The organism is Rhodonellum psychrophilum GCM71 = DSM 17998, from assembly GCF_000381545.1.
Lineage (GTDB): Bacteria > Bacteroidota > Bacteroidia > Cytophagales > Cyclobacteriaceae > Rhodonellum > Rhodonellum psychrophilum.
In genome coordinates this window covers 47,420-71,672 of the sequence record NZ_KB906676.1, presented here as the reverse complement: position 1 = coordinate 71,672, position 24,253 = coordinate 47,420, and the positions used below count along the sequence as shown (strand labels likewise).

General features: G+C 43.1%; 20 protein-coding genes. All 20 read left to right on the top strand.

Annotated features, from left to right (window positions below):
- Positions 1-255 precede the first annotated feature (255 nt).
- The gene (locus F824_RS0108280) at positions 256-1,206 is read left to right on the top strand and encodes a glycoside hydrolase family 43 protein (protein ID WP_019597407.1); all 951 of its coding nucleotides are present in this window, start codon (positions 256-258) and stop codon (positions 1,204-1,206) included.
- A 225-nt stretch (positions 1,207-1,431) separates the two neighbouring features.
- A complete protein-coding gene (gene rhaM / locus F824_RS0108275; protein WP_026333573.1) occupies positions 1,432-1,749 on the top strand; it encodes an L-rhamnose mutarotase in 318 nt (105 codons plus the stop codon).
- Positions 1,750-1,854: 105 nt separating this feature from the next.
- Positions 1,855-4,644, top strand: a complete 2,790-nt coding sequence (locus F824_RS0108270; RefSeq protein WP_019597405.1) for a glycosyl hydrolase — start codon at positions 1,855-1,857, stop codon at positions 4,642-4,644.
- Between the two features lie 327 nt (positions 4,645-4,971).
- Entirely contained in the window at positions 4,972-6,021 is a 1,050-nt protein-coding gene (locus tag F824_RS0108265) for a GntR family transcriptional regulator (RefSeq protein WP_019597404.1), read from the top strand.
- A gap of 92 nt (positions 6,022-6,113) precedes the next feature.
- Positions 6,114-7,553 (top strand): purine-cytosine permease family protein, encoded by a 1,440-nt coding sequence (locus F824_RS0108260; RefSeq protein ID WP_019597403.1) that lies wholly within the window; start codon positions 6,114-6,116, stop codon positions 7,551-7,553.
- Between the two features lie 4 nt (positions 7,554-7,557).
- The gene (locus tag F824_RS0108255; RefSeq protein ID WP_019597402.1) at positions 7,558-7,746 is read left to right on the top strand and encodes a hypothetical protein; all 189 of its coding nucleotides are present in this window, start codon (positions 7,558-7,560) and stop codon (positions 7,744-7,746) included.
- Positions 7,747-7,767: 21 nt separating this feature from the next.
- A complete protein-coding gene (locus F824_RS0108250; protein WP_033405228.1) occupies positions 7,768-8,667 on the top strand; it encodes an alpha/beta hydrolase in 900 nt (299 codons plus the stop codon).
- 123 nt (positions 8,668-8,790) lie between these two features.
- Positions 8,791-11,226 carry a glycoside hydrolase family 31 protein gene (locus F824_RS0108245; RefSeq protein ID WP_019597400.1) on the top strand — a complete coding sequence of 812 codons (2,436 nt, stop codon included), beginning with the start codon at positions 8,791-8,793 and terminating at the stop codon, positions 11,224-11,226.
- Between the two features lie 80 nt (positions 11,227-11,306).
- Positions 11,307-13,415, top strand: coding sequence for a bifunctional rhamnulose-1-phosphate aldolase/short-chain dehydrogenase (locus F824_RS0108240; protein WP_019597399.1), 2,109 nt, complete (start codon positions 11,307-11,309; stop codon positions 13,413-13,415).
- 241 nt (positions 13,416-13,656) lie between these two features.
- On the top strand, positions 13,657-14,934 hold the full coding sequence (locus F824_RS0108235; protein WP_019597398.1) for a sugar isomerase: 1,278 nt from the start codon (positions 13,657-13,659) through the stop codon (positions 14,932-14,934).
- A 1-nt stretch (position 14,935) separates the two neighbouring features.
- Complete coding sequence (locus F824_RS0108230; protein ID WP_019597397.1) at positions 14,936-16,273, top strand: FGGY-family carbohydrate kinase; 1,338 nt, start codon at positions 14,936-14,938, stop codon at positions 16,271-16,273.
- Between the two features lie 666 nt (positions 16,274-16,939).
- Positions 16,940-18,073, top strand: coding sequence for an ATP-binding protein (locus F824_RS0108225; protein WP_019597396.1), 1,134 nt, complete (start codon positions 16,940-16,942; stop codon positions 18,071-18,073).
- 313 nt (positions 18,074-18,386) lie between these two features.
- A complete protein-coding gene (locus F824_RS0108220; protein WP_019597395.1) occupies positions 18,387-19,142 on the top strand; it encodes a (Fe-S)-binding protein in 756 nt (251 codons plus the stop codon).
- Positions 19,139-20,500: a lactate utilization protein B gene (locus F824_RS0108215; RefSeq protein ID WP_019597394.1), complete on the top strand. Its 1,362-nt coding sequence runs from the start codon at positions 19,139-19,141 to the stop codon at positions 20,498-20,500. Before F824_RS0108220 ends, F824_RS0108215 begins: the two co-directional genes overlap by 4 nt.
- Complete coding sequence (locus F824_RS0108210) at positions 20,497-21,060, top strand: LutC/YkgG family protein (protein WP_019597393.1); 564 nt, start codon at positions 20,497-20,499, stop codon at positions 21,058-21,060. Before F824_RS0108215 ends, F824_RS0108210 begins: the two co-directional genes overlap by 4 nt.
- A 773-nt stretch (positions 21,061-21,833) precedes the next feature.
- Positions 21,834-22,196, top strand: a complete 363-nt coding sequence (locus tag F824_RS0108200) for an HTH domain-containing protein (protein ID WP_019597391.1) — start codon at positions 21,834-21,836, stop codon at positions 22,194-22,196.
- A 76-nt stretch (positions 22,197-22,272) separates the two neighbouring features.
- Positions 22,273-22,446, top strand: a complete 174-nt coding sequence (locus F824_RS27150) for a class IIb bacteriocin, lactobin A/cerein 7B family (protein WP_019597390.1) — start codon at positions 22,273-22,275, stop codon at positions 22,444-22,446.
- A 7-nt stretch (positions 22,447-22,453) separates the two neighbouring features.
- Positions 22,454-22,615 (top strand): hypothetical protein, encoded by a 162-nt coding sequence (locus F824_RS27705; RefSeq protein WP_019597389.1) that lies wholly within the window; start codon positions 22,454-22,456, stop codon positions 22,613-22,615.
- A gap of 165 nt (positions 22,616-22,780) precedes the next feature.
- Positions 22,781-23,428, top strand: a complete 648-nt coding sequence (locus tag F824_RS28175) for a CPBP family intramembrane glutamic endopeptidase (protein WP_019597388.1) — start codon at positions 22,781-22,783, stop codon at positions 23,426-23,428.
- Positions 23,429-23,519: 91 nt separating this feature from the next.
- Positions 23,520-24,167, top strand: coding sequence for a CPBP family intramembrane glutamic endopeptidase (locus tag F824_RS0108180; RefSeq protein WP_019597387.1), 648 nt, complete (start codon positions 23,520-23,522; stop codon positions 24,165-24,167).
- The last annotated feature ends 86 nt before the right edge of the window (positions 24,168-24,253 follow it).

Here is a 24,253-nt window from a genome sequence, read left to right as displayed (position 1 = left end):
GTATGCATCACCAGTTCTATTCCAGCCAGAAAACACCGAATAAGCAGTCATCGCATACTGTTTTTGACTTCACCACATCGGCACTTTGTTTTATTCTCCAAATAGTCTGATTTACATGCAATTAAAAGCCATCAGGAAACCATCGCATATTTCGGTTCAACTGTGCTGGACTATCCTGCAAAAAACTTTTAGTGAATAGAAAAAGCTTGCCAATACCGGATCATTGGCTTATCCTTACTTTTCAAAATCCAGAATATGTCAAAAACGAATTTCATTTTCACCTTTCTATTTCTCCTGTTCCTTCACCAAGAAAGCGCTGCCCAAACCAGCGATTCGGAGGTCTATCTCTTTTCCTACTTTACAGGAAATGGTGAGGATGGTCTGCATTATGCCTACAGTCTGGATGGCTACCAATGGGAAGTTTTGGGAGATGGCGGTTCCTATCTAGTGCCGACAGCCGGAGGAGATAAATTGATGCGGGATCCCTGCATCATCAAAGGCGGCGATGGAATGTACCATATGGTTTGGACCGTGAGTTGGAATGAAAAAGGTCTGGGGTACGCCTCCTCCCCTGATCTGATCCATTGGTCAAGGCAAAAATTCCTACCGGTCATGGAACATGAAGCCAATGCCAGGAATACCTGGGCACCGGAAATCTTCTACGATGCCAAAGAGGATACATACATGATCTTCTGGTCCACCACCATCCGCGGGCGCTATCCAGAAACCCAATCCGATGCGGAAGACGCCTACAACCACCGCAAGTATTTCACAACAACAAAAGACTTCAAATCCTTCAGCCCTACGGCACTATTGTATGAGCCCGGTTTCAACGTTATCGATGGCACCATCATCAAGGAAGGTGGCGAATACCTGATGTTTGTGAAGGACGAAACACGCGAGCCTGCACAAAAAAACATTCGCATCACCAAGAGCAAAACGTTGACTTCTGGCTATTCTCCAGCCGGAACGCCCATCACAGGGGACTACTGGGCGGAAGGTCCAACCGTCACCAAAGTCGGTGATCAGTGGGTAGTCTATTTTGACAAATACATCGAAAAAAACATGGGAGCCGTCGCATCAAAAGACTTGGTCAACTGGACCGATGTTTCTGACAAAGTCAAATTCCCAAAAGGAACGCGGCATGGAACCGTCCTTAAAATCTCGAAGGCTGAATTAAATGCCCTGAAAGAAGCATTGCTTTAACCCCTGTTATGCAATGCTATTTCAGCCTGAAATCGCCTAACAATCAGTATTTGTCTACAATTTTTGAATGCACCATATTGGTAATATGCGCAATTCTCCAAACGGTCTGATTTTCTTGCAGTTTCAACCCCATCATTGGGAATCCCAATTCATATTTCAGGTTTAATGGGAGTATTTCAAAATCAGCGCTTAAAATTCAACAACCTGTACCTACAAGAGAAACAAATGAAAAACAGCATCGCTTTCCGAATGAAAATATTTCCTGGAGCTGAAATCGAATATGAAAAAAGGCACCGGGAAATCTGGCCGGAACTTGTGGTTTTGCTAAAGGAAAGTGGAATAGAAAATTATTCGATTTTTTTGGACAAAGAAACCTCCACGCTCTTTGCGATTCAGGAAAATACGGGGAAAACCAGTTCCCAAGATCTGGGAAACAATCCTGTCGTCCAACGTTGGTGGGCATATATGGCCGATCTCATGGAAACCAACCCCGACAATTCCCCGGTTTCGGTTCCTTTGAAGGAGGTATTCAAATTGGAATAAATACGCTCTCTTTTTTAATTGCAAAAACTGATTTTCGAAAACCGGAAAATCTAATTTGTTTCAAAAGGGATCAAACCCGAATTGCCGTTTTAAACAATTTTCCAAATGACCTATAAGTTCCTTAAATCCATTGCCGCCGTGACCATTTTCCCGGTTTTTTTCTGCTGCCATACCCAATCTGCACAAGAGGACCTGCCGCTGGACCAATGGCCAGAAATCACCAAAGAGGCCAAACCCTGGACCCGCTGGTGGTGGATGGGAAACGCCGTGGATAAGGAAAACATTGAATTCCTTTTGGAAACTTACCAGGAAGCAGGCCTTGGAGGAGTGGAAATCGCCCCGATTTATGGCGCCAAGGGTTTTGAAGACAGGTATCTGGATTTTCTTTCCGAAGAATGGTTGACAGCCTTGGAAACCACCGTTCAAAAAGCCCAGCAATTGGGCATGGGCGTGGACATGACCCAGGGAACCGGATGGCCGTTTGGTGGGCCGCATGTCAGTCCAGAATTTGCCGCGTCCCGGATCGCCATCCAAGATTATGAAGTCGGTGGTAATCCAATCCGGATTCAATACAAAAAAAGGGATGAAAGAGAGTTGGATGCCAAGCTGCTTGCCCTATTGGCCTACGGAGAAAATGGATCGGCCGAAAACATCACTGACAAAATCGACAAAAACGGGAATCTGAAGGCATCATTTCCAGAAAAAACCCAAATCAAAGCCGTTTTTCTGGCCAAAACCGGTCAAATGGTGAAAAGGGCGGCTCCTGGCGGAGCAGGATTGACGCTTGACCATTATTCTGAAGCTGCCGTGGATGTCTATTTGGCACATTTTGAAAAAGCATTTGGGGAAAAATATCCCGCTTTCCGGTCCTTTTACAACGATAGTTTTGAATTGTACGGTGCGGATTTTACGGAAACCTTTTTTGAGGAGTTCGAAAAAAGAAGAGGCTATGACCTGAAAAATCACCTCCATGAATTGCTGGGAAACGAAGGGACTGAAACGTCTATCCGGATCAAATCGGACTACAGAGAAACATTGAATGCGCTTCTGCTAGACAATTTCACCAAAAAATGGACAGATTGGGCACATTCCAAAGGCAAACTGACCAAAAACCAGGCCCATGGTTCGCCCGGAAACCTGCTCGACCTGTATGGCACAGTCGACATTCCCGAAGCGGAAACATTTGGCTCCAGCTATTTCCCCATCCCGGGATTGCGCAGGGACAGCGCGGATATCCGAAATGTCGATCCAGATCCCATTATGCTCAAATTCGCCTCCTCGGCTGCACATTTAACAGGTAAAAAACTGGTGTCTAGCGAAACCTTTACCTGGTTGGGTGAACATTTCAAATCCTCATTTTCCCAGATGAAACCTGAGGTAGATCAGGCCTTTTTGGCGGGTGTCAACCATATTTTTTATCACGGAGTCACTTACAGCCCAAAAGATGTCCCTTTTCCGGGCTGGCTGTTTTACGCCTCGCTTAACCTGACCCAACACAACAGCCTATGGCCGCATTTCCGGGAATTCAACGCTTACATTGCACGGACACAATCCGTATTGCAACTGGGGAAAGCCGACAATGAATTGCTGGTGTATTGGCCGGTGTATGATGTCTGGGCAAATCCAAAGGGAATGCTGGACTTGATCACCGTACACGGTATCGATGAATGGCTGCATCCCACTGCTTTTTATCAGGAATCCAAGGCATTGATCGAAAAGGGCTATTCTCTTGATTTCATCTCAGATGACATGATTGCGAATTCCAAAGCCAAAGAAGGAAACATATTGCCCCATCCAGACGCCTTTCCAGCAAAAGCCCTATTGATTCCCAGAATGGAATTTATGTCCATAAAAACCTTGGAAAATATCCTCCAACTGGCCAATGAAGGCGCAACAGTCATCTTTCAAGCAAAACCGATGGATGCGCCGGGATTACAGACCTTGGGAAATGGAAAAAATCAAATCAATGAAATTTGGGCAAAATTGGATTTGAATGATTTTGGCACAACAAAAACCTGGGGTAAAGGGAAAGTGATCCTTTCCAACGATTTCTCCAAAACATTGGAAAATGAAGGGATCCGTCGGGAAGAATTGGTGGACAGCGGTTTGAAATTCATCAGAAGATCCACCGACACAGAAACCTATTATTTTCTGGTCAACCACAGCCCGGAGACAGTTGACAAAAAAATACCACTTTCCATTTCGGCCAAAAGCCTAATCCTGATGGATCCACTCACGGGTAAAATCGGTCTTGCAAAAAGCGATAACCAAGGGAATCAGACAAGGGTTCGGATCAGATTGGCGCCCGGTGAATCGATGGTCCTCAGGGCGACCAATAAGCCGGCACAGAAAATCTCCAACTGGATATATGCCACTTCGCTTACCAATTCCTTTGAAATCCCCGGGCCTTGGAAATTGGCCTTTGACCCAAAAGGCGGCCCAGAAACCCCTAAAGCCACAGAAATTCCAAAAATCGTCCCCTGGACCACATTGGAAGATCCTTTGGCTTCCTTCTATTCAGGTTTGGGCACCTATAGCAGCCACTTTGAATTCCATCCGGAATCTGGACAGCAGCACGTTTTGGTTTTCGATACTATCCATGAAAGCGCAAAAGTTTGGATCAACGACCGATATGCAGGCCAGGTTTGGAGTCTTCCGTTCAGGTTGGACATCGGTGATCATCTCAAATCCGGTCAAAACAACATCCGCATCGAAGTCGCAAATTTGATGGCCAACCATATCCGGTATCTGGACCAACAGGAAATCTCCTGGAGAAACTACCATGAAATCAACTTTGTCAATATCGACTACAAATCCTTTGATGCCTCAGATTGGAAAGTGATGCCTTCGGGAATTTCGGGACCGGTGAAAATCATATCCCTTGGTATGGAATAAAGAGGACAAGGAGAATCTGAACAATCGATTGCACGCAATTTGCAAATAATTGAAAATTATCGGATTTTTTTTCAAAGAAAAATTACAGGATAGACCAGCACAGTTAAAAGGGAACAATCTGTTTGATTCTTGAGAATAAACCTTCAATAAATCAATATTATTTTTTCATTTTCACTTTAAACAAATTTTATTCTTTTAATGACCAAAAAACAAAATCTAAATGAAGCCAAGCCCAGTCCATCAGGATTAAAATAACTTAAACAAAATTTCCTGCTAAGCCCATTTTCAATTATATTGTTTTCGATTGCACAAAACAATAAACCCTAAATGATTACAGCTGAAAATATTATCAGAATTGAATGCGATTCCCGGATCCCCAAATACAAGCAAATCGTCAACTCCATCATGGAGAACATCGAACGGGGCTACTTGGTCGTGGGAGAAAAAATTCCTTCCATCAATGAAATCAGTGAGGAATTTTACCTGTCTCGAGACACGGTCGAAAAGGCCTACAATCAGCTCAAAAATCAAAAAATCATCTTATCCGTCAAAGGTAAAGGCTATTATGTAGCCAGATCCGTAGACCAATCTCAAACAAAGGTTCTTTTTTTACTCAATAAACTGAGCAATTACAAACTCAAGATTTACAATTCATTCTTGAACAGTATGGATTCCTGTACAAAGGTTGATTTGAAAATCTATCACTGCGACCCAAAAATCCTTTTGAATATCTTGGAAGAAAATATGGGCGCATATGATTATTATGTGGTGATGCCACATTTTAAGGAGGGAAACCAAAAGCATCAAAATGAAAATCAAAAAGCAATTGACGCCTTAAAACAAATCCCGTCTGACAAATTGGTAATCATGGACAACCTAATTCCTTCCATGGGTGATGAAGTGGCTTCGATTTATCAGGATTTTAAATCAGACATCTATAAAGCACTGAAAGAGGGAATTGCTAGGCTCAAAAAATATGACAAACTCATTTTGGTTTATCCTGAAAATGAAGTTTACCCCTATCCCAAAGAGATCAAAATAGGGTTCCAGAAATTCTGCCTAAACCATGGATTTGATTTTGAGGTCATCCCCACCATTTATCCGGACATGGAACTTGAACGGAAAGATGCCTATATCGTCATCGAGGAAAATGACTTGGTCTGTTTGATCAAACAGATGCGGGACCAAAATTACCAATTGGGAGAAGACATCGGCGTAATCTCCTATAATGACACCCCACTGAAAGAATTGCTGGGAATCACCGTGATATCCACGGATTTTAAGGTAATGGGAGAAACGGCAGCCTACATGATCAAAAAGCGCAAAACCGAGATTGTCAAAAACGTCTTCAATTTCATCGATCGAGGATCAGTATAATTCATGTTTTTTCTTGAATACAGTAATGTACAGGACACTTTGATGCATCATGCTTCATAATTTGTCTTTCAAACAAACCCGGATTAATCCCAATGCAAAAGAAGAATAGCCTGAAGGAACAGTTGGACGCCATCAATGAGTATGAGCGTCAGCCCATTCCAAAAAATAAACTTAAAAGCTGGGGGAGTTTCATAGGGATTTATGCGGGAGAACATACCGCAGGAACCGAATTTGTCCTTGGACCTCTTTTTGTCGCCCACGGTGCGAGCGCAATGGACTTGGTCACGGGTCTTTTGGTCGGAAATATCCTAGCGGTCTTGAGCTGGGCATTTTTCACGGGAAAGATCTCTGTGAAAACTCGACTCACCCTTTATTATCAACTGGAAAAAATCGCAGGAAGTAAATTTTCTCTGGTGTACAATCTGGTCAATGCAGGGCTCTTCTGCTTTTTGGCCGGAGCCATGATCGCTGTTTCCGCCACAGCCGTGGGGATTCCCTTCAACATCGCCATGCCCACCCTGACGGACATTCTCCCAAACAGTCTCGGCTGGGTAGTGACCGTATTTGCGATTGGCGCCATCACCACGGTTGTGGCCATGTTTGGCTTTAATCAAGTTTCTAAGTTTGCCAATATTGCAGCGCCATGGATGATCATGATCTTTATCGCTGCAGCAGTGGGCGTATTGCCTCGATTGGGCATCAATTCCCTTGCAGATTTCTGGCCTGTGGCAGAAAGTAAAATATGGACAGGCATTCCCCTAGAAGGCCAAAGCAAATTCACATTCTGGCATGTCATGTTCTTTGCATGGTTTTGCAACATGGCCATGCACATCGGGATGGCAGATATGTCCTTGTTGAGATATGCAAAAAAATGGCAATATGGCTTTTCTTCTGCCTCAGGAGTGTTCCTCGGACATTACATTGCCTGGATAGCATCGGGAATTCTCTATTCACTTTTCTTGATTGAATCCAACAACAGCCTGACTTTTGCGCCGGGACCGATTGCCTATGAAGCCGCTGGCATAGCTGGTGCAATTTGCGTAGTGATTGCTGGATGGACCACTGCCAATCCCACTTTATACAGAGCGGGTCTGGCCATCCAATCCATCAATCCAAAATGGAAAACATGGAAGGTGACGCTTTTTGTGGGTTTGATCACGACCATTGCCGCCTGTTTCCCAGCGCTCGTCATGAGATTGTTGGAGTTTGTCGCCCTCTACGGCTTGATCTTAATGCCCTTGGGAGCCGTGATTTTCATTGATGTCTATGTATTGGAAAAAATGGGCTTGAAGAGCAATTATGCGGAGCTAAAGAACAGTAAATTCAATCCTGCTGTCGCCATTACCTGGGCCATCACACTGATTGTCTGTGTCTTTCTCAATATATTCGGAGGCATTGAAATCTTCTTCTTGGGACTTCCGGGATGGTTTATAGCGGTCTTGGTATATGTGGTCAGCAGCAAATTGATCCAAAAACCGCTCCCTACAGGCATAAAAAGCCAATCAAAACCTACGACCATTTTATCCAACTGAAACTATGCCTCTTCTCTTTAAAATACTCTCATTTATTGCCCTGACCATGACCCTGATCCCTTCATTTTTGGTTTTTCAGGGCATAATCGAACCCAGCCTGTCCAAGACCCTGATGTTTATCGGGACCGTTTTGTGGTTTCTGACCGCTCCCAGATGGCTCAATAAATCACAAGAGGAGACTTTGGAAGAATAAAAGAATCACACACCAATGGATATGAAAAAACAGCTTGTTCTCTTGCTCATGGCACTTTCTCCACTTCTTGTTTTGGGTCAAAAAGTGGAAACACTTGCCCTATATCCCAATGAAGCCCCTTTTACCAAAAATCTGATCTCCGAAGATCAAATCGGTGAGGGTGGAAGAATCCAAAAAGTGGCCCTGCCCGAACTGACGGTCTATCATCCCGATCCAGAAAAAGCGACGGGGAAAGCCATTCTTATTTGCCCAGGTGGTGGCTACTACATTATCGCCATCCAGCATGAAGGCCATCAGATCGCAAAGTGGTACAGTGACAATGGAATCTTGGCAGTGGTGCTGAAATACAGGTTGCCGGATCCCGAATTGTTGCACGAACACTGGAATGTCCCGCTGGAAGACGCCAAAGCAGCCATTAAAAAAATGAGGGCAAATGCAAAAAACTGGAAAATCGATGACAAAAAGGTGGGTGTATTGGGCTTTTCCGCTGGAGGACATTTGGCCGCGTCGCTGTCGGTCCATGGAAAAAACAATGTTGATTCCAATAAAAACGAAAGACCTGATTTCAGCATCTTGATTTATCCGGTCATCAGTATGGATACCGCCATCACACATCAGGGTTCGAGAAAAACCCTTTTGGGTGAAAAATTAGATTCTCCGTTGGAGGATTTTTATTCAACCGAAAAACAAATTGACTCCGACAGCCCACCCGCATTTTTGGTGCACTCCTGGGATGACAAAGCTGTCCCTGCGGAAAATTCCATTCGATATGCCAAAAACCTGAATAAATTCGGTGTGAAAACAGAACTCCACCTTTTCGAAAAAGGAGGACACGGATATGGAAAAGGAAATCCTGATGTCCATGGCAATGCAGCCTCATGGATGGAATTGAGCCTGAAATGGATTCGGGATTTATACTGATAGAAAAATCCCGAACCTTGCCAGCGGTACAGGAGAGTAAAGGACACTCTTCACATTCACATTGATTAATTTAGGACAATAGACATCCATTTGTTAAGCCTAAATTCCATCCAAAAATTTAAGATGCATCCAATTCGATCTATTGCGCTACTTTTTATTCTTGCTTTTTCTTACGGGAATTCAAATGCCCAGACCAAACCTCAAAACATTCACACGCTTCAATCCTTGGGAAAAACGATGCGGTTGGAGTTTTACAAACCCGACCTATTTAGAGTCAGAACCAGTTTAAATGGCCAATTTGAAAATGAATCTTCACTTATGCTGGAAAAACAGGAATGGAATACCCTTTTTGTCGCCAAGGAGGATCATTCCGATCATTTTATTTTCAACACTGAAAAAATCGGGGTCAAAATCAACAAAGAAACCCTACAAATAACTGTGTTCAACAAGAAGGGTGAGGTGATTTCCACGGAAGAAAAGGTGGGAAGTGGCATGTATTCAGTGGACAACAAAATCGGCACAAGAAAGCAGCTCCAGCCAAATGAACATTTTTTTGGTTTTGGGGAAAGAATGGACTTTCTGGATCAACGGGGGAAATCCATTCAACTCAACGTGGGTCGGGGATTGCTCAAGCCACACATTATCGGAGCTTACAATGTACTTGAGGCCAACTATGCACCTGTTCCATTCTTTATGAGTACAGGAGGATATGGAATTTTCTTCCACACTCCCTATGCCAGTGATTGGGATTTGGGGAAAAGTGATCCTGAAACCTACTCTTTTCAAGCACAGGGACAGGAATTGGACTATTTCTTTATATACGGGCCTGACTTTCCCAGTTTACTGTTTCATTACACGGATCTTACGGGAAGATCTCCCTTGTTGCCCAGATTTGCCCATGGGCTGCATGTGGGGACTTATAGTGGTGGCACATGGGGTCATGAAGACCTGACTTCCACACAATATGTGGTGGAATTGGTCCGGAAATTCAGGGAAATGGGTATTCCTTTGGATGTCCTTCATTTGGATTCCACTTGGAGAATGTTTGGGAAAAATGGAGGCAGTGGTGCCACTACGTTTGAATGGCGAGAAACCTTCCTTGATCCAAAAAGCATGTTTGACAGCCTCTATGCCCTAGACATCAATATGGTGGGTCTTCATGTCAGACCAAGGTTTGACAACGGAAACCAATTGAATTTACTGGATCAGGCAAGGATCGCAGGCCATGTTTATCCAGAAGAGAACAATCAGGGAGAATTCGTGAATTTTTTCGATAATAAAGCCGTAGACTGGTGGTGGGAAAATGGAGTTAAAAAAATAGCCGACGTAGGTGCCATGTTTCTGAAAACCGATGAGGGCAGTGCCTTTGGCCGGCAAGCCAATGAAAGCACCAAGACAGGCCCAACGGGAGCATCTGCTCAAAAATTGCACAATATTTTTCCAGTTGCTTACGCAAAAGCCCCATTTGAAAAATTCAAGAAGCATAATCAGATGAGAGGGATGAACCACACCCGTGAGGGATATGCGGGTATCCAACGCTATCCTTTTATTTGGGCGGGAGATTGGCCAAGCGAATGGCAGTATTTCGCACCCGTCATCAAGGCGGGTATCAATATGGGCCTTTCCGGAGTAGGCTACTGGTCCCACAATATGGGGGGATTTGAACATGACGCAGACCCCGAACTTTATTCCAGGTGGGTACAATTTGGCATGTTTAGTCCCATAGCACATTTGTTTGGCATGGATCACCCCGGGTACAAAGAACCTTGGAACTATGGTGAAAAGGCATTGGAAATTTTTTCCCAATATGACAAACTTCGCTATCGACTTATTCCTTATATTTATACAACTGCCTTTCAGCAGCACCAAGAGGGATTGCCCATCATGCGGGCACTGGCACTCCATCATCAGGAGGATTACAATACATACAATATTGATGACCAATATTATTTCGGGGAGCAAATGATCGTCTGTCCGGTAATTACCAAATCTGCCAGCACAAGGACAGTTTATCTTCCCATTGGAGATTGGTTTGATTACTGGAACGGTGATAAATATGAAGGCGGAAAATACCACAACATCGTTACCCCACTTGAAAAATTACCCATATTCGTCCCATCAGGAGCCATTATCCCGATGCAGGATGAGGTGTCATTTGACAACAAAAAACCCTATGGCACTATCACATTGGAAATTTTTCCGGGAGAAAATGAGGGTTTCGGGCTTTATGAAGATGATGGGATTTCCGAAGCTTATTTGGAAGGAAATTTTTCTTTGACCCAAATAGAAAAATCAACCCAAGGAAAAGAAACTGAAATCACCCTTAATCCCAGCGAAGGAAAATTCCAGGTTCCCACCAGAAAATATATCCTTAAAATCCATGTCGCAAAAGCCCCGACCTCAATATCCTCCAATTTGGCCAACGAATTGAAAACCGTCCCAGTTGAAGACCTTTCCCAAGGTGTTGAAGGATGGGCATTTGACCAAGAAAAAAGTCTGCTTTGGGTAAATTTCAGCAAAAAATCACTTCAAAAAATAGTTTTAAAAATCACCAACTGACGCAAAACGATCAGTACAGAACAGGACAGTGCAAAATAAATAATTCTGTAATTTCCCCTTATCATTAGACCTTTTAAATTATGGCAGTTTTGAACAAAACCTATAACCATGTCTCTTACCTATGGGACGACGAAAAAGCAAATTCTCTGGGCGACGATCAAGTTGCCCTTTTGATATACAGATCCAACATCCTGGGCGCAGACCTTAGGATCACCAATTATGGTGGCGGAAATACCAGCTGCAAAACCATTGAAAAAGATCCCCTATCGGGTCAGGACGTGGAAATCATGTGGGTGAAAGGCTCCGGTGGCGACATCGGCACCTTGACAAAATCCGGTTTGGCGGGGCTCTATGTAGACAAACTCAGGGCACTGAAAAACATCTATAGAGGCATCGAATTTGAAGATGAAATGGTAGGCCTTTTTTATCATTGTATCTATGACTTGGACTCCAAGGCACCTTCCATTGACACGCCTTTGCATTCTTTCTTGCCCTTCAAGCATATTGACCACCTTCATCCAGACGCAGCCATCGCGATTGCTGCCTCTAAAGAAGGAGAAAAAATCACCCAAGAACTTTTTGATGGCCAGATCGCCTGGGTACCTTGGCAAAAACCGGGTTTCGACCTTGGTCTCCAATTGAAAGCAGCATTGGATGAAAATCCGGGAATCCGAGGCATCATGTTGGGTGGCCACGGTTTGTTCACTTGGGGAGACACCGCCCATGAGTGCTATGTCAACAGCCTCGAAGTCATTGAAAAAGCCTCCACTTATCTGGAAGAAAATTACGGTAAAAAAAGACCGGTTTTCGGAGGACAGAAAATCGATTCGCTTGAACCCGAAAAAAGAAAAGATCAAGCTGCGGCCATCGCCCCTTTGTTGAGGGGTTTGGCTTCGAGCTACAAAAGGATGATCGGAACGTTCAGTGATTCTGAAACCGTCCTGCAATTTATCAACTCCAATGACCTTGACAAACTCGCTCCTTTGGGAACCAGCTGCCCGGATCATTTCCTGAGAACCAAAATCAGACCTTTAGTGCTGGACATTTCTGCCGACCACGATTTGACAGATCTCAGTTCCCTGAAATTGCACATCGGCAAACTCTTCGATGATTACAGATTGTCTTATCAGGAATACTACGAAACACACAAAAGAGACAATAGCCCTGCGATTCGGGATGCCAATCCAGTGATCATCCTTTGGCCGGGAGTGGGCTTGTTTTCCTATGCCAAGGACAAACAGACTTCACGGGTTGCGAGCGAATTCTACATCAATGCAATCAATGTGATGCGCGGGGCAGAGGCCGTTTCCGAGTATGTTCCTTTGCCTTTGCAAGAGGCATTTGACATCGAATACTGGTTGCTTGAAGAAGCAAAACTGCAGAGAATGCCGAAAGAAAAACCCATGTCCAGAAAAGTGGCTTTGATCACCGGAAGCGCGGGTGGAATAGGGAAAGCCATCGCAGACAAATTGGCTGCTGAGGGTGCTTGTGTGGTTTTGACCGATTTGGATGCAGACAGACTGAAAGAATCCGTGAAGGATTTCGGCAAAGACACCGCCATTCAGGCTCCATTGAATGTCTTGGACCAAAGCTCCATCGCCTCTGCATTCAAAGCTGCAAATTTAGCTTTTGGAGGAGTCGATATCGTCATCAATTGTGCGGGTTTGGCGATCAGCAAGCCATTGCCGGAAACCTCTGAAGCCGACTGGGATCTTCTCAACGATGTCCTTGTCAAAGGACAATTCTTGGTTTCCAAGGAAGGGGTAAAAATCCTCCGTGCCCAGGCATTGGGCGGGGACATCATCAACATCGCCAGCAAAAACGCCTTGGTTTCCGGACCTAACAATGTGGGCTACGGAACTGCCAAAGCCGCTCAGGTACACATGTCCAGATTGCTGGCCGCTGAATTGGGCCCTGACAAAATCCGGGTGAACGTGGTCAACCCAGATGCCGTAATCGAAGGATCCAAAATTTGGGAAGGCACATGGGCAGCCGGAAGAGCGAAAGCCTACGGGATTTCAGTCGAAGAATTGCCTGGACATTATGCCAAAAGGACCTTGCTCAATGAAATCATCTCCACCGAAGACATCGCCAATGGTGTGTTTGCCTTTGTGGGAGGCTCACTTTCCAAAAGCACCGGAAATATACTCAATGTGGATGGCGGAGTCGCCGCCGCATTTGTAAGATAATCGCTCAAATCCTTAAACCTCCATACCGGAAGACCTTCCAGGTTCAAACACATTTCCAATTTGAAATCGTTTGATTCAAACCCCTGGAAGGTTTTTTTCTAAGCCCTTGGACCGAACTGATCAGAAAACCGGATAGAAGACAGCTTTAATTTAACCCGCTGGCCAAAAATGCGGATAGTTACCATTGGACTAAACCATTTTCAGGAAGCCTTGCAGGGAATCACAAACAATAAAACCAAAAATGAAAACAAGCTCCGACCACATACAGGATTACAATGCCCCCTTGGAAAAGGAGCAAAAAAGACAGTTTGATTTTTTGGCCGAAAGCCTGGAAAAAAAGGGATTGAACGTCCCTTCCCTCCTTCAAAAGATCCAGGATTTACAGATCGCCATTCCCAGTTGGGCTTTGGGGACTGGAGGAACCCGTTTTGGGAGATTTTCGGGAGGAGGAGAACCTGCCACCCTGACCCAAAAAATCCAGGATGTAGGCATTATCCATGCACTGAACAAATCCAGCAATGCAGTCTCCCTGCACATTCCCTGGGATATTCCGGAAGATTACGAAGCGATAAAGGCAGTGGCGCAGTCGGTTGGGATCGGCTTCGACGCCGTGAATTCGAACACCTTCCAAGACCAAGACGGACAATCCCAATCCTACAAATTTGGCTCCCTTGCCAATGACACGCTGGCAGTTCGGGAACTTGCCGTCCAGCACAATCTCGAAGTGATCGAAATCGGAAAAAAGCTGGGCTCAAAAGCACTCACCGTTTGGCTTGCCGACGGCAGCAGTTTCCCCGGCCAAAACAGTTTCAGAAAATCACTGGACAACACCTTTCAATCCCTCCGCGAAATCTACAAAGGCTTGCCGGAAGACTGGAAAATGCTGGTCGAATACAAACCTTACGAGCCCAATTTCTACAGTACCGTGATCCAGGACTGGGGAACTTCTTTTCTCTTGGCAAATAAACTGGGGCCAAAGGCATTTACCTTGGTGGACCTTGGCCATCATCTGCCCAATACCAATATTGAACAGATCGTGTCCACTTTGATGACCGAAGGAAAACTGGGGGGATTTCACTTCAATGATTCCAAGTATGGCGACGATGACCTCACCGTAGGAAGCATCAAACCTTATCAGCTGTTTTTGATTTTCACAGAATTGATTGCTGGATTTACGGAAACCCAAAATCCCAATCCAGCCTGGATGATCGATGCGAGCCACAACCTGAAAGATCCCATGGAGGATTTACTCCAGTCTGTGCAAGCGATCAAAATGTCATTTACCCAAGCTTTGTTGGTGGACAATGAACAACTGAAATCCGCACAGGAAAACCATGATGTCGCCGCAGCACAGGAAATCCTACAGGATGCCTTCCGCACGGATGTACGCCCCTTGGTGAACGAGGCCATCCGACAATCCGGTGGCGCCATCAACGCGCTGGAAGCTTACCGAAAATTGGGCATCCGCGAGCAGCTGATCAAAGAAAGGGGATCCAAAACCAAAGCCACGGGCTTGTAACATGGGAAAAACCAAAGTCACCGCCATTTTTGATATCGGGAAGACGAACAAGAAATTCTTTCTCTTCGATGAAAACCTGAAGGAAGTCTACCGGGTCTATCACCGTCTGGAATATGAAACTGACGAAGATGGTGATCCCTGTGAACCTTTGGAAACCCTGACTTCCTGGGTCAAGGAAACTTTGGAACATGCCCTTTCCCTACCTGAGTTTTTGATCCAAAAACTGAATTTTAGTGCATACGGTGCCTCCTTGGTTCACTTGGACGAAAGTGGCAAAACCGTCGCCCCTTTGTACAATTATCTGAAAGAATTTCCCGAGGATTTATTGGCGGAATTTTACAGAAAATACGGGGGGAAACAAGCCTTTTGTACCGCCACCTCCTCCCCTTCTCTCGGAATGCTGAATTCCGGCCTGCAACTGTATTGGCTCAAATACCGGAAACCGGAAATTTTCGGGAAAATCCGGCATTCTCTCCATCTCCCCCAGTATTTCAGCTATTTGTTTACCGGGAAAGCAATCTCGGATTACACCAGCATTGGTTGTCATACGGCGCTTTGGGATTTTTCGAAAAACGATTACCACCATTGGCTGAAGGAAGAGGAAATCTTGAAAGTCCTGCCCGAAGTGGTGAAAACGACACACACCTATTCGATCGAGATGGCGAATCATCCCGTCACCGTTGGCGTGGGCGTGCACGATTCCTCCGCTGCCCTTATTCCCTATTTAAAAAGCAATGATGAACCCTTTATCCTTATTTCCACCGGAACCTGGGCGATCAGTATCAATCCTTTCAATTCGTCAGCCCTCACCCTGGAAGAACTCAAGCAGGATTGCCTCCATTTTATCGGCATGAATGGACAAGCCATTAAAATCAGCAGGTTGTTTATCGGGGAAGAACACAAGGTGCAAATCGAATGGCTTTATGCGCATTTTGGTTTGGAAAAAGGATATTACAAGGAGCTTTCCTTTGACAAAAACCTCTATCAAAAAGCAAAATCCCATCCGGGGAAAAGGTTTCAGTTTGCCTATCTCAAACCCGAGCTATTCGATATCAGCCAAGCAAGCCAAACCCAATTGGAAACTTTTGGGGATTTTGAAGAGGCCTATTATTGCTTTTTACATGAACTCACCGATCTCCAGGTCGCTTCGCTGAATCTCGTCCTCAAAGGCTCCGATGTCAAAAAACTTTTCATCGATGGCGGCTTCAATGCAAATGAAATTTTTGTGGAAATGCTGCGGGACAAGCTCCCCGAAATCAAGATAGAAACCACGGATTTTGCTTTGGGATCGGCACAAGGGGCGGCGATGTTGGTGGACGAAAAGGGAATAGAATTTTAGGAGGGAATTTATCCTGAAATGGATATTCTCTTTTATGCATGTATATGTTTTTAAACCGTATCGCCAAACGGTAAAACAACTTATTTATCTGCAAGTTTATTTGTCTTTTCGAAAACGGTGAGATTGCAATGGCCTCTTCTCACATTGATCTTTTAGGGGGAATTTCTGTCGTGCCGCTGGCACTTTTATTGAGAGATTGTTTTCTCCTCTCCCCACAATGAATTGTGGGGTTAAGAGTTGATTCAAGCCTACGGCTTTTTGTCGGTAAGTATCATTTTTTCAATCGCATAGCGATGCCAGAAATCTTAACCCGGGATTTTAAATCCCCGGAAATTAGGGTTACTCTTTAGTAAAATCCCATAGGGATGGGCCAAATATTTTTCTCTTGGAATCCAATATTCCGGACTTAACAAAATTATTTTCAACAGCTTTAAAGCAAATACTTGAGAAACTTAAAGATAAGAGACATTTATCTCAAAAATAAAATCTTCATAAATCAGACATATCTTTTTTCAAAATAGACAAAACCTTCACTCGGGTTGGTGAGTCAAACCGATCCCAAATCAAAATTTTAGGCCTAATATTTAGATTACGATCTAAATATTAGGCCTATTTTTTAGATTACAATCTAAAAATTCAGTGTCTTGAATCAAAATTAAGCAAAAGATGATTCAAAAATCAATCTTGGAAAAGCTTGTTTCTTCCTGCTTCAAGGGCAAAACCATACTGCTTTTGGGTCCGCGTCAAGTTGGAAAAACCACACTGCTTAAGGAAACTGTCAAGCAATTGAATACGCCTTCCGTTTGGTTCAATGCCGATGAAGCGGATATTCTGGAGGCATTTTCTTCTGCTTCCACCAGCACCCAATTGATCCGGCTTATCGGTGCCAACCACAATTTGGTCATCATTGACGAAGCGCAGCAGATTCCGGATATCGGAAAGAAGCTCAAACTTATTTTTGACAATTGGCCTGACATTCAAATCATCGCTACCGGATCTTCCGCTTTTGACCTTCAAAACCAAACTGCAGAACCGCTGACCGGTAGAAAAAACACTTTCCATCTTTATCCAATCAGCTTCAAAGAAACAGTAAACCATACCTCAATAATGGAAGCCAAAAGACTATTGGACACACGGTTGATCTATGGGTGCTATCCCGAAGTCATCAATAACCCTGGAAATGAAAAGGAAATCTTGGTAGAAATCGCACAAAGCTATCTGTACAAGGATGTTTTGCAGTTGGACAACATCCGAAAACCAAGCCATATCGACAAACTCTTGCGTGCTCTGGCATTCCAGGTTGGCAGTGAGGTCAGTTACCATGAATTGGCCCAGACTATCGGCAATATCGATACCCTGACGGTGGAAAAATACCTGGATTTGTTGGAAAAAGCCTTTGTCATTTTCAAACTTCCTGCATTCTGCCGCAACCTGAGAAATGAAATCAAGAAGAGTAAGAAGTATTATTTCTATGATAACGGAATCCGGAATGTGCTGATCAGTAATTTCTCACAACCAGAAATGCGACAGGACAAAGGGGCTTTGTGGGAGAATTTTCTGATTTCGGAAAGATTGAAACAAAACCAATATAACGGAAGGTTTGTCAATACCCATTTTTGGAGAACCCATGACAGGGCCGAGATCGATTATATTGAAGAAGAGGATGGGATTCTTCATGCCTTCGCAATCAAGTGGAAAGAGCAAAAAGTGAGGTTCCCCGCATCCTTTCTCCAAGCCTATTCGGAGCACCAAACGGCTGTGGTCAGCAAAAAGGATTTTGAGGGATTCGTTGGAATCTAGAATAATTCCGAATGAAAGCCTACTGATCCAACCACCAATTTTCGGGATTCTACATTCGTCCACGCTGACTTCAAATCTTAATTATCCCCAAACCAAAAACACATGACAGTACAGGATATCCATTCAATTAGTTTTCTTTATTTTTATACCTGAAGTCCCAAAGACTGGCATTTTGATTCATTTGAATTGGGATCTATTTGGATTTCTATATTTGGTTTCAGAAAAAGATCAATCCATCTTTACCTAAGCCGGCGGATGCGTTGACCATCAATATCCACCAATTTCATTTATTCCAGACTTCTGTCTAAAATTTATGGTGCAAAATAAAAAAATCGCCCTTTTTATCCCCTGCTATGTGGATCAATTCTATCCTCAGGTAGCCATTTCGACTTTGGAACTATTGGAAAAATTGGGTTGCAACGTGACCTATCCCATGGGACAGACCTGTTGTGGGCAACCCATGGCCAATGCAGGTTTTGAAAGAGACACTTTGGGCACCACTGCCCATTTTATCCGCACCTTCAAAGATTATGATTATGTCGTGGCCCCTTCCGGCAGCTGTGTACTGCATGTCAAAGAACATTCTCCCCAGGTTCCTGGTTTGGAGAAGGATCAAAAGGAACTGCATGACAAGATTTTTGAAGTGACGCAATTTATCGTGGACGTACTGAAAATTCCCAAAATAGAAGGGAAATATCCCCACAAGGTCGGTTACCATTCCAGTTGTCATGGACAAAGAGGCCTGAGACTTTCCTCCTCCTCGGAGCTCAATGAAGCTCCTTTTGGGAAGGCAAAACAGCTGTTGACGCAACTTGAAGGCATCGAATGGGTGGAACTGACCCGACCGGACGAGTGCTGTGGATTCGGCGGGACTTTTGCCGTCACCGAAGAGGCCTTGTCCATCCAAATGGGAAAAGACCGCATCGCCGATCACCTTGGGCATCGCGTCGAAATCATGGCTGGAGCGGATATGTCCTGCCTGATGCATCTTCAGGGAATTGCGAAAAGAAACAAACAAGATCTCCAATTCAAACACGTTTGTGAAATCCTAAACGAAGCCTTATCATGAGCCATCCCGTCGAAGCAGAAGCATTTCTCAAGGACAAAGCCACCTCCAAGTGGCATGACGAGACCCTTTGGTTTGTGAGAGACAAGCGCGACAAAGTCTCCAAAACCGTCCCTGAATGGGAAGAGCTGAGAGAATTGGCTTCCCAGATAAAGGACAATGTCCTTTCCCAACTGGAAGTATATTTGGAGGCATTTGAGAAAAATGCGGTGGCAAACGGCATCCAAGTACATTGGGCGAAGGATGCTCAAGAGCACAACAAGATTGTCTTGGAAATCCTGAAGAATAAAAAATGCAAAGCGATCGTCAAAAGCAAATCGATTTTGACCGAAGAATGTCATTTGAATCCTTTTTTGGAAAAAAACGGCGTCGAAGTCGTGGATACAGATTTGGGAGAAAGGATTGTTCAGTTTTTGAACCAGGCCCCGAGCCATATCGTGCTCCCCGCCATTCACCTTAAAAAAGGCCAGATATCGGACATTTTCCATGAAAAACTCCAAACGGAAAAAGGAAACGACGATCCGACTTACTTGACCCAAGCGGCGAGAGTCCATCTTCGGGGAAAATTTTTAGGCGCCAAAGTGGCGGTCACCGGGGTGAATTTCGGTGTCGCCGAGACAGGTGAATTCGTTGTCTGCACCAACGAAGGCAATGCGGATATGGGCGTACATTTGGCCGATGTCCATATCGCCTGCATGGGCATTGAAAAAATCATTCCGAAAAGGGAACATCTCGGCGTATTCCTGCGCTTATTGGCCAGATCGGCCACAGGACAGAGCATCACCAATTACAATTCCCATTTCAGAAGTCCTGCAGTGGGAAAAGAAATCCACCTCATCTTGGTGGACAATGGCCGGACGGCACAACTCGGCCGGGAAAAATTCAGGAATTCCCTGAAATGTATCCGCTGTGGCGCCTGTATGAATACCTGCCCCATTTACCGCCGAAGTGGCGGTTTCAGTTACAAAAGCACGGTTCCCGGACCGATAGGATCCATACTTTCCCCGGGCATCGACCTGCAAAAACACAGCTCACTGCCTTTTGCCTCGACACTTTGCGGCAGCTGTACCGATGTATGCCCCGTCAAGATCAACATCCACGAGCAACTCTATGAGTGGCGCCAGGAAATCACCAAGTCCCAGTCTGCCTTAAATGGAAAGAGCATCGCGATGAAGATCGCCAACGGTATTTTTTCCGTCCCATTTGCTTATCACGTTTCGGGGGCAATGATGCGGGGCGCCTTAAAGATCCTGCCTGAAAGCGTGACTTACAGTGGCCTGAACACTTGGGGAAAAGGAAGGGATTTACCCGAATTGCCAAAGGAATCCTTTAGGAATTGGTACGAAAAAAACAGAAAATGAACAACTCCAAAGACAATATCCTTTCGAAAATCAGGGCCGTCAAAAGGACTGAAATCCCCTTGCCCACCATTGGTGAATTCGCACATCCGGCAGATTTGAAGAAAACTTTTTGCGAGGCCATCCTTTCCAACAAAGGTGAAATCCTGACGCAGGAAGGTTTTATGGAAATCATGGCATCGGCTGATTTCCCAAAAAGATATTCCCCGATCGAGGCTTATCGAAAATTCAACACCTTTAAGCTTCCACAAGATCCGCATGCGCTGAATGATTTGGACCTTGCGATAGTCCAGGGACAATTTGGCGTTGCCGAAAACGGAGCGATTTGGTTTGAGGAAGAAGATCTTATCCATCGGGTTTTGCCCTTTATCACGGATCACCTGATCGTGGTTTTGTCCATCGACAACCTACTGGGCAACATGCACGCCGCCTATGAAAGGATGGACAACAACCACTCGGGATTTGGCGTCTTTATCGCAGGCCCTTCCAAAACGGCGGATATTGAGCAATCCCTGGTCATCGGTGCGCAAGGAGCGAGAAGCTTGAAGGTGGTATTGGTCTGAGCAAGTGGGATTTGAATACGGAGATGGGAAAGGAGCGGTTTCGGTATGTTTCTGTTGCTTTTACTTAACTCATTATTTAACAGCGTCCCATCTCAAAAGAACATAAAGTATTCAACTATTTTTTAATATTTTAAAAAGAGGGGAAACCCGCTATTTTTTGAACGCAAACCGAATATTATTTTTTTTAGTCACCGCTTGAACTACTTTTTTAAAATAAAATTCTGAAAAACAACCCCCAAAAAGCGCAATATCATTTAATTCCTTAGGTTTCCAAGAAAGCGGATTTTGAAAATTAATTTTTTCGGATTATAATTTTTTTACCCAAGCATTTAGACTTAAGCTTTTTTATTGATTTATAGTATTATTTAAACCTAGTTCTCTGCATTTGTCTGAACTTCTGACAGACTGTGCTTTGGAAATTATTTGCGCCCCCTTTACGGTTGGAAATGGGGCTCATGCGGGGAACCGTTTGTTTGGCAATTTACGATTTGGGTTAGGACAGCAAATTTTTCCTGATTGCCCTGATCACAGTTCAAGGTTTTCCTTTTTAAATTTAATCGGTTTTTAAAATTATAAAATTCACTTTTTATGAGCGACAAAATTTTCCCGGCTTCAATCATCCAAAACACTGTCGAGGTATATGATTCAAGGATAAGTGTGAAGTCCAAATTTATCTACAATGCCAGCCTTCGTCAGCCTCACCTTCTAACCTTACAATTTTCTAACCTTTTAACCAATTCAACTGATCAACCAATAACTAAATTAACTAGACCATGGAATTTATCAAACAAATAGAGAGATTGCAGCTGCTGAACAAATTGGTAAAGGAACAGCGAACTGGAAGTCCAGAAGAATTTGCAGAGAGGTTGGGGGTAAGTAGAGCAAAGTTGTATTTGATGCTGGATGAATTGAGAGATGAGGGGGTTGAGATTAGGTTTTCAAAGCGATCAAATTCATTTGTTTATGAAAATTGTAATGGTGTATCTGTGGTGTTTTCTCTAAAGGTTCTTGGATCAGATGAAATACGAAAGATCTCCGCTGGAAAAATTTCAAATTATCTTCCAGCGTCTAAATTATTAGACGGAACTATCTTTTCTTTGGTTTATGATCAATCAGCAAATCAACATGCTAGCTAATTCGGTTTGCTAGAGCGAGATTGGGAGCACCCGATGCCCGGAAAAGATTGGGGGGGAATGAAAATTTAATTAGATTATGAATAATTTAAAAGAGTTGAGTTTTGAGGAGATGGTGGAGGTTGATGGGGGATGGATTTTAACAGGACCACTATGGATAACAGAAGCAGTGTATGAGTTTGGTAGTGGATTTGCGGAAAATATAGGTCCAGCTTTCGAGCGAGCATTTAATAATATCAAATACCAAAATTAATAGAAACATGAAAGAGTTAAACAATTTCGAATTAATTAGCATTAATGGTGGCGAGGTATCTTTTGCCAAAAAAGCTGGTTATTTTGCAGCAGAATTTGTTGCAGTAACTGCCGCTTGCGTAGTCTGGCTGGCAGATTGTACAGTTGACGTAATAAAGACAATATTTTGATGTTATAAATTGGGGCATTAGATCTACAAATTGATTTATTGTCCCAATTTTTGAATTGTTTTCTAAAACAAAAATGGTTGAAAATTAAAAATTTTTTTTGTGATTTCATATTTAGAAAATCAATATAGTAAATATGAAATATATAAATTTTCAATACAATAATAAATGTTAGCATTCAGCAAGGAATTTTATAAATTTATAACCAAAGATCAGGTTATAAATCATTTTGTTTCTTCAAGAAAGAACTTTTTTTTAAATGCATATGCATTTAAATGGTTTCTATTTTTGTTCTTTATAATATTTCAATTAATATTTTTCAACCTAAAAAACAACAATGGAAGCCCGGTATTTACTGGAGACAATTACTTTAAAATTTTTATCAATGTTGTTTTTCTGGCACCTATACTAGAGGAAATTGTTTTTCGATATCACAATGATTTAAGGTTTAAAAACCTATTATTTTCCATACTTGCATCAATTACATTATTTCATATTAGTTTAGTAGTTCTTTTTGTAATCCTGTCATATTTCTTGATTCTACTCACTCTTTTAAAGCTTGATTTTAAAATAAAAAGATTGGCGTTAGTTTATATATCTTCTTTTATGTTTGCAATTTTACATGTGATTTTTTTTGAGAGTTATGATAATATCGAGAATTTGGTTTTCATTTTTTTACCCCGATTTTTTGGCGGACTACTATTTTGTTATGTGTTTTTCAAAAAGGGAATCGTACTATCAATACTTCTTCATATGTTTTGGAATCTTTTTCCTTTTATAGTGTATTTTATAAGAACCCAAATGGTAGATTTTTGACTTAATAGATTTTTAAATCGAATAATAATATACTACACAACGAGCTTAAAACTAAACTATATGAAATTTCCCATTCGAAAGTCTTAATAAAATGACACAAACATTTACCAAACTAAAATCCTTTCTCAAATCCCCATATCACAAGGAATCTTATGAAAACATAAGAGGTAAAGAATTCTTCTTTTTGCTTTTGATCACTTTTGCCATTGTGATTCCTTATGCATTTATTTTGGATTTGGCAGGGATGGATCAGTTTGACCATAAACTGGAGTTTCTGTTGAAAAAGAATAAATGGCTTGTCGCTGTACTTGCCATCGTAATTGCCCCATTGTTGGAAGAACCGATTTATAGGTTGCACCTAGATTTTAAAAAATCATCTATTTGGTGGGGTTTAGGGCTCTCTTTATTATTGATCAGTGAAGTTTGGATACCGGTAGCTTTGCTATGGATTTGGTTGTTTTTCTTATTGTATAAGGTTAACAAGGGTGAGATGCCGAATTTGAAATATAGTATTTTTATCTCTTCAGTATTATTTGGATTAGTCCATCTGATGAATTTCACGGACTTTGATTATGCACAATATTTCTATTGGGTGCCATTTATGGTGGGTGCCCAGTGTTTGATTGGACTGGTGCTAAGCTATGTCAGGTTGAACTATGGCATGAAATGGGGTATTATCTTTCATGGTGTTTATAACGCTATCTTGATCATCCCAGCTGTATATTTTTATGAAGTGTGAGAAATTGATATCTTCCGTCCCTACGGGACTTTAGCTTAATCGCAGTTTTCTCTATCGCTGGGTTGAAACCCAACGTTACTAAATCA